General features: G+C 30.5%; 3 protein-coding genes. 1 reads left to right on the plus strand and 2 read right to left on the minus strand.

The window, feature by feature from the left end; all coding sequences use genetic code 11:
- Positions 1–19: 19 nt before the first annotated feature.
- Together AC1DRQ_RS31305 and AC1DRQ_RS31310 are read right to left on the minus strand one after the other, a co-directional pair.
- Positions 20–397, minus strand: a complete 378-nt coding sequence (locus AC1DRQ_RS31305) for a hypothetical protein (protein WP_477430014.1) — start codon at positions 395–397, stop codon at positions 20–22.
- A gap of 64 nt (positions 398–461) precedes the next feature.
- Complete coding sequence (locus AC1DRQ_RS31310; protein ID WP_477430016.1) at positions 462–911, minus strand: hypothetical protein; 450 nt, start codon at positions 909–911, stop codon at positions 462–464.
- Positions 912–966: 55 nt separating this feature from the next.
- Here AC1DRQ_RS31310 and AC1DRQ_RS31315 point away from each other — a divergent pair, with 55 nt between their 5' ends.
- Positions 967–1,533 (plus strand): hypothetical protein, encoded by a 567-nt coding sequence (locus AC1DRQ_RS31315; RefSeq protein ID WP_477430018.1) that lies wholly within the window; start codon positions 967–969, stop codon positions 1,531–1,533.
- Positions 1,534–1,677 lie beyond the last annotated feature (144 nt).

Consider the following 1,677-nt stretch of genomic DNA (forward strand, 5'->3'; position numbering starts at 1 on the left):
TTTTCATAAAGAATTGATATTAACTAAGTTTATTATATTCAATTACGATATCAAATTTATTTTTCTTGATCGCTTTGTATCGGGCAGCCCCCAACATTCCTAAACTCGATAAGCCAGTTATATAAGCTGTATGATCAATAGTATTAAGATCAAATTTGCCAGTTAATTTATCTGGTGCTTGTGTCAATGCTGAACCTGCCAGCGTTTTAATATCATTCCAAAGGTCAACTGGCATACCATCAGGTTTTTGCATTGTCATAATTTTTGCAGCTATGGAAGCTACACGGTTTGATGTTTGTTCGTTTATACTCATAATATTTGTTTGATCATTACCCGAATCGGCAACACCCGAATTTACTGTTTTTAAAATGTTGCTAATAATTTTAGTTATAAACATTCTCACATTATTCACATTTCAAAAAGCATTTGTAAAATTCTTAATAAAGTTGGTTGAATATTAATCAGGCAAAATTGTCGATGTGCATTTTAACAACTTCTGGCTCTTGACGTTTTTCCGTGTAATTGTCAAAATTATCCAATAGGTTTTCAACAAATGACTCAGCGTTTGCCATTATAAATCCTAAAGTTTTTTTGTCTTCAAGTAGTTTTACAAGTCTATTATTAATTGTATAAAATGCTAATTGGTCAATTTCAATAGGAATAAATCTGTCCTTATTTTTTAAATCAAACTTCCAATAACTCACTTTAAATAGTATTTGGTTACTATTTAAAAATAGCTCACCAGCTATTGTATATTTATCATCACCCACTTTAATATCAATACTGTTATCATTCTCAGAGTTAAATATTAGATAACCTACATCTTCATATTTTTCAATGTATTCCTTTATAAGGTTAAATACTAACTTTCTGTTTTCTTTAAGGTTTTTAAGTTTTCCTGCTGTTCTCATCTGATTTGGTTTAAGTTGAATTCATAAAGGTAGAAAGGTAATACTATTTATCAGTATGAACCTGATTGATAAATTACCAAAAAGCTATTCCGAAATAAATTATAAGACCTATATCAAGATACTTCAAACAATACCAGATGAAATACCTGATGGTTGGGATGTTGAGGAATATAATACATATATTTTACTTGTACCTATAGCAATATTGTTAGGTATGGATGTAAGTGATATAGAGCGTTTACCTGCTGCTGAATTGATTCCTATGATAGAACGCTTGTCATTTATGAATGAACCGTTTAAAGATGCTAAAACAAGCTTAAAATTAGTTGATGCTAACAGTTTAACTTATGATTCCTATGTGAATTATCAAAAGCTAAGGTTAGATCAGTGGTCTAACATGGATAAAATATTAAGTATCATCATTAAAGATAAGACCCCGGAAGAAATAGATCAATTAAGCATCAATGAGGTGATGCAATGTTTTTTTATTTTGAATCGGTCAACAATGAAATTGCTTCAATCATACAAAATTTGTTTAGCCAAGAATCTGATGAAGCAAATAATGAAAAGGATCTGGAGCAGAATAATCAGCCTATTCAAGGTAGCATCATTGAAGAAATAAAGAGGCATACCGAAAATAAATTCAAAAATAAATGGGCTTGGATTGACCTTGCTGTTAACGTAGCTAAAGAAACAGGATCAAACTTTTTTGAAGTAATGGATAAGCCGGTACTGGTGGTAATAAGTTTAGCCAGCTATCTAACTG

It is taken from the genome of Mucilaginibacter sp. P4_E8 (assembly GCF_056401495.1).

Coding starts and splice junctions, on each gene's coding strand:
- AC1DRQ_RS31305 (WP_477430014.1), bottom strand. CDS start 397: ATGTTTATAACTAAAATTATTAGCAACATTTTAAAAACAGTAAATTCG.
- AC1DRQ_RS31310 (WP_477430016.1), bottom strand. CDS start 911: ATGAGAACAGCAGGAAAACTTAAAAACCTTAAAGAAAACAGAAAGTTA.
- AC1DRQ_RS31315 (WP_477430018.1), top strand. CDS start 967: ATGAACCTGATTGATAAATTACCAAAAAGCTATTCCGAAATAAATTAT.